Here is an 8,870-nt window from a genome sequence, read left to right as displayed (position 1 = left end):
TATGGAGTTAACATGGATGCTTCCGAATCTTTGACACCATCCGCTTCTCCAACCCCTTCAAATAAGCGTGGTTGGATTATCCTAGCGGTTGATATTGTAGTTTTACTTTTACTGTTAAAATTTTTGCCTTTTGATCCAAAAGCAAACGCGGGACTGGCTTTAATGGTTTTTGTGGGCGTACTTTGGTTAACAGAGGCAATTCACGTCACTATTACGGCATTATGTATCCCATTACTGGCAGTTGGGCTGGGATTAATGGGGACAGGGGATGCGTTAAAAGCTTTCGCGAACCCAATTATCTTCTTGTTCTTTGGTGGATTTGCTCTCGCGACGGCACTGCATATTCAAGGCCTTGACCGCCTAATAGCTAACCGCCTGTTGATGGCTGCTCGTGGACGTTTATCTGTCGCAGTAATTCTATTGTTTGGGGTAACCGCTGGGTTATCCATGTGGATCAGTAACACGGCAACAGCCGCAATGATGTTACCGCTGGTTTTAGGTATTCTTTCTAACCTTGATGTTCGCCATGAGCGCAATACGTTTGTATTCGTGTTATTGGGCGTGGCTTATAGTGCCAGCATTGGTGGCTTAGGAACGATTGTAGGTAGCCCGCCGAATGCGATTGCCGCTTCTGCGCTTGGCTTAGATTTCCTATCATGGATGAAATACGGTATTCCAATCATGGTAGTTTTACTGCCAATGATGTTTGTTTTGATGTACATGATGCTGCGTCCGAACTTAAAACACCGTTTTGACATTGAATTAGAAAAAGTTGAATGGAATGGTAAACGCATTACCGCAATGAGCATTTTCTTTTTAGCGGTTATTTGTTGGATCACCAGTACATTTATCAGCGAAGCTTTAGGTGGTGTGAAAGATTTAGATACCATCATCGCATTGAGTGCGGCAGTATTAATCGGTATTACGGGCGTGGCGAGTTGGTCACAAATCCAAAAAAATACTGAGTGGGGCGTATTAATGCTGTTTGGTGGTGGCTTGACACTCAGCGCGATTTTGAGCTCATCTGGTGCAAGTAAAATCATGGCAGACTGGATGCAAATGACATTTGGTGAAAGCCATTGGTTTGTGATCATTCTAGCAGTGACGACTTTTATTATCATCCTGACGGAATTTACCAGTAATACAGCTAGTGCGGCACTGTTGGTTCCAATCTTTGCAACAGTTGCGGAAGCATTAGGTATGCCAGTCATGGCGCTAACCATGATCATCGGTATCGGTGCATCTTGTGCCTTTATGTTACCTGTCGCAACACCACCGAATGCGATTGTATTTGGTTCCGGTTATATTCGACAAATTGAAATGGTACGCGTAGGTGCTGTATTAAACGTGGCATGTATCATTGTAATTTCTCTGTTTGCTTGGTTCTTCTGGCTGTAATAGCACTCAGAATATGAATCAAAAGAGAAGTTGCTACTAAAGCTCAATACAAAAATAGCAACATAAGAAATAGTACGGCCTCAGAGAATGAGGCCGTTTTTATTTCTGATGCTGTTGAAGTGACAAGCACCTATTGGTTTTTTCCTAGCAGAAAGGCTCCTGTTCTGAATACTGAAATCTCACTATTACCTCGTAGTGAGGGATTTCTGGTTTGAGTAAATCCTTTAATATCAATTATATCCTGCGGACAAAGAGTGCATACTTTGCATAATATTTGATGGCTTTCAAGAGGGCGGATATTACCAAAAGTCGTGACGTCCTTGTCTGTCACAAGATGGTGTGCTTGTTGATGAAAAGTCTCGATTTTCGTATAACGATCCGCATTCAAAATACCGTCATGAAGGGAGGGGGAAATGGTGTTTGATGGATTGAATTTGTGTTGTTTCGAAGAAGTGATAAAAGGGGTATTTTGGTGATTGAAGCGATTAGCAAACAAGGCTAGCTTTGCTAATTGAAAAGGTGAGAATGATGAGGATTGGCTAGATGTATGTGAATTAGCTAGCTTGATGACTCGTTGTTTTGGCGAATATCCCTCCCTTTGGGTGATTCTCGCCCATATCATCTTGGCGATTTGGATGGTCAAACTCCGCTGACCATGGTTTTCATTACTCAAGAAAAAATTATGCTCAATAGCTGCTGTTGAACGAATATTCCAACTGAGCTGAAAGGGTCTAGTTAGCATTATTGTGTGAGTCATCTGTTATAAGTTCCTTGCTATTAAATGTCCTTAACGAGAATGACTATAACGCTAATTTTCCATTCTGAAGTTAACAAAAAATAAGAGAGAACTATTAAAAATTTTAATAAGAGCTCATTAATTATGCTCAGACATTAAAATGAATAACCTTGCTTTTACTGTATATAGTTCGTCTTAAAGTTAAAGTGAATGATAAGTTTTATTATGAAATAAAATATTAAGTGTAATAATTTGCGTGTTCTTTTATTTTGGGGTTTTATGGATTGAAGTGATATTTTAAAAAAGGAATTATAGGTATGAATATGGATTTATTCCGCTCTCAGTTTTTATATATTAATCTTTTTAATGTTGACCGGGAGTTTTACTCTGAAAAACGAGTTATTTTATTAAAGGATAATATACAAGATAAGCATATTCAATTGGATTATAAAACGTTAAGTTCGTCTCCTAGAATAATTAATCAAATATTATTTGATAGTACTTTAAAGTCGCCTTTATGGTGGAAGACGCCCGCTTTACTGAATTCAGCAAGTCCTAACATTGCACAATTTAAAGAGAATTCCATATTATTTTCTCAATCTTTCGCTATTAGTGGAGATAGTATAATGAAAATAGGGAAATTGCCTTCTAATGGTCTTGCTCAATTTACAAAAATAGCGCCGAATATATATGCTATTGAGTTGGCGCAAGGTTCTGCAACCCTTAATCCCGAGCTAACAGTCAATGCGTATTTTTTAGGTTATAACGGAGCGAATCAGTCAAATCGCATGCCTGCATATGTAGATATTCCAATACAAGCAGCAGAAGATAGCTTTCTATTTACTGGTGGGTTAAGTGGGTGCTCAATTGTTGTGACAAAACATGATGATAGTACATACAGGGTCTATCATGATGGGCGCGTTAACAGTTCAATACTCTATGATAATGTGGTGATGGCATTTGATTTTCAAGACTATCAAGTCCCTGGAACAGCGGAAGGTTTAGCTTTAGTTTATATGCGATATAAAGAGGGGCAATGGGAATTAATATTACAACGCCAGGAATATAAAATTCTTGATGTTGCTCCTATTCCACACTTACGTGAACAAGGAGAAATAATTAGTCATTTATACCCTAATAATGAATTTTCTCACTTAAGTTTAGAAAGGTTCAATAGTTATCGTAGTAAAATACACAAAAAAGTAATCGATCTTGGAAAGGATTTCAATATTGATACATCTAATATTAAAGATGAAATTTACTTGGGTGGCGATTTTTCATCAGAGCATCCTGCTATTGATTCATGGGTAAATTTAAATAATAAAATAAAACAAAAAATCAATGATGAAAGAATTCATATTAATGAAAGAATAGATAATGCTAGGATGGAAATTGATAAGATAAATGAATTAACTTCAAGTGAAGTTGGTATCTCATATGAAAATAGGATAAAAAAAGATGAGCTGAATGAAATTATTAATATGAATAAAAACTTACGTGAATACTACAAACAAAACTATGACCCTATATTCTCTGAGTTATTATCAGTAGAGCGAAGTTGGTTATGGTTACAAATTAAAAATCATCATGGAGAGAAGGCAGTTATTCAAATGGAAGAAAATAATATTAAAGCAGGGGTGAGTTCTTATGATTTAAGACTAAGGAATCAATTTGATATAATATTAAATAATGATATATGGAAGGGGAGTGCTGAGTTTAATTATGGGGTTGATAATTATAAAGATATAAATATCACCGGGTTTGATCATGAAATGTCTTTATTGGAGATGCAAAGATTTTATATTAATGGTGGATTGAAATTAAAGGAAAGAGGCGCACTGTCTCAATATATTAAAATAAAAGAAAAATCCGATTATATAAAAAATATTTTAGATCTTACATCTCAGATGGATGCATTTTTCCAAAAAAGTGGAAGTATTCAGCAACGAGTAGCCCCTCAAGATTTTTATTTACCTTTAATGGAAGATGATTCAGGTGGACGTTGTTACCCTTTAGTTCGGGCTATGTCAGTGGCTCTAGCATTAGATGGTAATAAAGGTGCTGATGAATTACTGAATAAAATGTTCCTTGCGGCAGCCTCACCAAAAGAAAAAAATTCTGTTTTATTAAGATTATCATTGCAAAATTTACATTCAAATATACAAGCTGTCGAAGCATCCACTTCCGTTGCTTTACTTGACTTAACTGGGATAGAAAAGGCACTCACTGAAGGTGAGGCAATGAAAATGTATGCCTTAAATACTCAAACCCACTCAATGTTAATAGGAAAATTAAGTAACAGTGGCAAGGTTTACTATTATTTTTATGACCCTAACTTTGGAATTTATACCTTTGATGATCATAAAAAATTATTCTCTGCTTTAAACCATTTTATGAATAAGAAGAAAATGGCTTATAAATATGATGCGTTAATTGATAAATCAAAGCCTATATTTGAGCTTATTGCTATTGATGTTGAGAAAATGGCAAGTGTTGGTGTTGGCTCGGGATTAAATGTAGGAGATCTCGTTTCTTCTACGGACCTATCTGAGGTTACTCAGAGTCACCAAGTCATGAAAGTTTTTTTAGAGAAACAAAACACCTTAATGGAAGACAGACAAATCAAAACCTCCCTTTGTATTTTAAATGCTGAACAATGGGGAGCTCGCCTTGAATCGTCAATCAATAAAATTAGCAAATTAAATCAGTTAGACGAAGGTTGGATTCCAGTGTTTGCTAGTACAGATAAACTTGATAGTGGGCAATATCGGGTTCAGTTTATCCATCGAGGCGATGAAGAGGCGCCTCGTTGGATTGAAACGGAGGACGCTACATTTTTTGAATTCAAACAATATTTTAATGAGTCCATAGCGAATTTTAGCCAGCACTACACGTTTAATGACTTAGAGCTACAACACGAGGATATGTCAGAAGGTACGATTAATGCTGAACATGTTGACGGGCTTAATTCCGCCATTGGTATTAAGGCATTGATTGAATGGTCTGCAAATCGTAATCGCCAATCAGTAACCTCAGAACGTTCTTCCAATCTAGATGCAGCCTTGAAAATTCATGCTTATGTGAGCTATGCCATGATGGCTCATGGAGCACTAAATGACATATCAAGAGTTACTCAATTGGCAAGTACACTTTGGAAGGATGGAGCGGCGGTTGTAACAACAGAGATGAATAGTTTTTCATCTTCCCTTTTACGCACAGCAAATGAAGGTGTTGGCGCTATTTTTCAAGGTGCGATGGTTGGTTTTGATATTTATGAGCTCGCAAATGTAGAGAATGAGCAGCAAAGTGCAGTTATTGGAACTCGATTAGCCTTTGATTCCTCTGTACTTACCACCAGTATTGTGGGATATGGAGCATCTATGTTAGGTGCTGAAACTGTTGCGGGTGTTGCAATGCCTCTAGCTGTTCCTTTAACCGGTCTTGGCATAGGGGTCGCGGAATTAGTAAGAATTAATGAGCGTCATGCTGGTGAAGCGGCAGAAGTTGGTGCTATTTTTACACATTATAAAGAAATCTATCAAAATGCAGCTATATCCTATCATGCTGAAAAAAAACTATTGATACCAACAAATGGTATTGTCATAGAGGATATCGATTTTTTAGAGCGAACATTCACTTTAGGGAGCCAATATATTTACCGTGGTGAAAAAAGATCATGGAGCATAGGACATAGTGCTTTAAGTGATTTTCAATCGTCACCACGCGCGGAGATTAATAAACGTAACGCTATTAATGTGAGGGAAGCTGTTGGCATTTTTTCAAATAAGGTCAGCTTTGATAGTACACAGTCTAATACCATTGTGCTGCCTGCTATTCCTAAATCGTATATTAATTATAAATACAGCTCTCTATTTGGTGGAACATCCCGAGGAGATAGTGGTTACTCTATTCTTAGAGAGATGGAGGAAAACTATCAATTTTATTTCGATTATTTTTATTGTGGCTTGGAATATGTTATTTCAGAGTTAAACTTTGAATATGTTTTTACACCGATTAATATCAAGCTGGATTCTGTAAATAAGCATTTAATTATTCCTACATTACCAGATTCTTGGCATGGTTATATAGAGTACGATTTTATTGGGTATGGTGGTGAATATCAAATTTCTGTCAATCATGGAAGTTATTTAAAATTAAAGCAGTCACCATTTTTAAATCATCAATCTACCTGGGTTATTGATACCAGCTTTATTGATAGTGACCAAAATATGGCGATTAAAATTATGGATGATCATATAGAAGTCGGTAGCATGACTATCTATGTTGATGATTCAGCTAAACTTAATGTAATTCGTCTGGTTAATAGCCAGCAAGAGATCACAGAAATTAACTTTAAAGATAAAGTGGCAGAAGTGATTAGCCTGAATGGAATACACTGGAATTTAAAAGAGCGCTCAATTGAGTCTTTTCTTGATGAGTTAGCTCAAAAAGGTGAGTTACATAAGCAGTATGTGGTTGTTAATCATTATCAACATCATGGTGTAGATATTGGTCGTGCTTTCTATAGTATTGCAGATAAGCGTATGTTTTATAGCAACTCTATAAATAAAGAAAATCAATCTGCGATATTGGTTTGTATTAGTGGTGATGATGTTTATTTTTATTCTGAAAAAGAAAATATTGCATGGGTAGCTGATATTCATTCAGGCTCTCTAAAAATGCATTTTGATTTTATAGATCTTTTAGGTCATGATGCAAAAATTGAGAAAATGGGAATAACTAATAATATAGTCTGTGTCGAAATAACAAAGATATATAGAGGAAGTAAAGTAAATCTTACCTACCGTATAGTGGATAATCAATTAGAGCTTTACTGTATTTCTAATGATGCAGTTTTAATGTCTATATTGAATAAAACAAATGCGGTTATTCCTCCTCAAAGACGTGATCAAATTTTAAAACACAGCTATTTGACCCATTCGAATACCATTGAATCTAGCCAAGAAAATATTGATGAATCCCCTTTGTCTCCATTACCTAAATTAGCCAAAATGGTGATGATTAAAAATACAGATCATCTAGGTATCATGCACGTTTATTGGTTACGCACTGATGATGGCGTATTAATTAAGCCTAACTTAGAAAGACCTTATAATTATGACCAAGAGCAAGTTTCACATCTATCTCAGACACTACATTGGTTTTCGAGTAATCCGAATGAATTAGCGTATATGGATAGGCAGCTTGCGAATAGAATTCCATTCGAAGAAGTGATTGGAAATACTTATGTTGGTTTTATGAATAGACATGAATTACTCGAAATTGAAGGTTTATTCACGGTAAGTAAAACAACACCGACATTGTTAAAAATTGTAGGCACTCGTTTTAAATGTTTTGATCCACTAACGGATACTTGGAATTGGGAGCCACCAACCGATCTAACATTGGTTGGTAGCCTATTTGACGATAATGGAGGCGAGGTTTTTTTCTTTTACAGCAAAGAGGATGATGTTATTTTCCGCCAAGAGGGGCCAGGGCAAGAGGTTATTGATCTTCATAATCCAACGGCTAAGCGACTAAGTTTTAGTGAAATAGAAACAGTTTTTAATTGGCAAGGTAACTTATTGGTTTTACATAAAAATGGTGTAGTAAAGCAACTTAATGTTAATGGCAGTGCTGAGGTGGTTGCGCTGAATAAATTAGGGGCTGAAAATAAACCAGTTGATTGGAATATCTTAAATGATTTTATTAATGAGCCGAATGCAATCACATTATTGGGTCTAAAAGGTAAAGAAGAAGAGCAAATTTTACCCGCTTGGTATTTTAAAGGCCAAATCATTATTAACAAATCATCATCATCTGAGAATACATTACAGTTTTTAGGGTTTGATCAACATGCAGAGAGTGGAATTATATTTGATGTACAGACTAAAAAACTGTATCAGCAAAAAGCCATCTCTAGTACCCAATTGGCTGAAATATTCACTGATAATGCTGTTTTACAATTGCCGGAGTCTTTACCTAACCCAGTTGATTTATATCCGACGATAGCGATAAAAAATGTGCAGAAAATGGGGGATGGGTTAATGATACTCACTCTTGAAGGACAAATTATTTTTTATCCATTATCTAATCAAAGTCAATTCGGCTCATCATTAGTAATAAAAGGGACTAATCATGGTGACATTCTTGCACCAACGCAATTAAAAGATGTTCAGACGTTGATCTTGAGCGGTGGGGAAGGGAAAGATACCTATCACTTGAGTATGGAGGATTGGCAGCATCATCAGGCAATTATTATTGATAATCAATCACAAGATAAGGCCGTTGATTATCTGATGCTCCCGATAAAAGTTGAGAATAATTCGATTTTTGTTAATCGACGTAATAGTGATCTAATTATTACTGACTCCATTAATCAAACATCATTGGTGTTACATAATATTTATGGCTCAAATGATTCAGAGAATCGGCACTTAATAATTCATTTTGATGACAGAACTATAAATACAAGTGACCTTGCGAATGTCCTTAATACAGCCCATGGTGCAATGTATCTATCGCGTTATTTTGAAGATAAATCAGAGTGTAATGATAATTTGGATTCTTTAGCTGATAGTTGTAGCCAATTAACGCCAACTAATGATCTCAGTCCTTTTCAAGGCGCAAACGGGCTATTGAATCAGCACACATCAAAAATATTACCAGTCAATGCAGTTCAGCATTTTCTAAGCTAATCATGCTGGATGAGAATAAAATGAAAAGCCCCCAATGA

Annotated in this window: 3 protein-coding genes; 2 read left to right on the top strand and 1 reads right to left on the bottom strand. The window is 36.1% G+C overall.

Annotated features, from left to right (window positions below; translation table 11 throughout):
• Window positions 1-12 precede the first annotated feature (12 nt).
• Window positions 13-1,398 carry an SLC13 family permease gene (locus tag LDO51_RS01375; RefSeq protein WP_225576089.1) on the top strand — a complete coding sequence of 462 codons (1,386 nt, stop codon included), beginning with the start codon at window positions 13-15 and terminating at the stop codon, window positions 1,396-1,398.
• Window positions 1,399-1,528: 130 nt separating this feature from the next.
• Here the strand turns inward: LDO51_RS01375 and LDO51_RS01370 are convergent, their stop codons facing one another.
• Window positions 1,529-2,155 carry a hypothetical protein gene (locus LDO51_RS01370; protein WP_225576088.1) on the bottom strand — a complete coding sequence of 209 codons (627 nt, stop codon included), beginning with the start codon at window positions 2,153-2,155 and terminating at the stop codon, window positions 1,529-1,531.
• 296 nt (window positions 2,156-2,451) lie between these two features.
• Here LDO51_RS01370 and LDO51_RS01365 point away from each other — a divergent pair, with 296 nt between their 5' ends.
• On the top strand, window positions 2,452-8,832 hold the full coding sequence (locus tag LDO51_RS01365) for a TcdA/TcdB pore-forming domain-containing protein (RefSeq protein WP_225576087.1): 6,381 nt from the start codon (window positions 2,452-2,454) through the stop codon (window positions 8,830-8,832).
• Window positions 8,833-8,870 lie beyond the last annotated feature (38 nt).

This window comes from Providencia alcalifaciens, assembly GCF_020271745.1.
Lineage (GTDB): Bacteria > Pseudomonadota > Gammaproteobacteria > Enterobacterales > Enterobacteriaceae > Providencia > Providencia alcalifaciens_B.
Note: the sequence above shows the minus strand (reverse complement) of the source record. Positions and strands in the feature narration are given on the sequence as shown.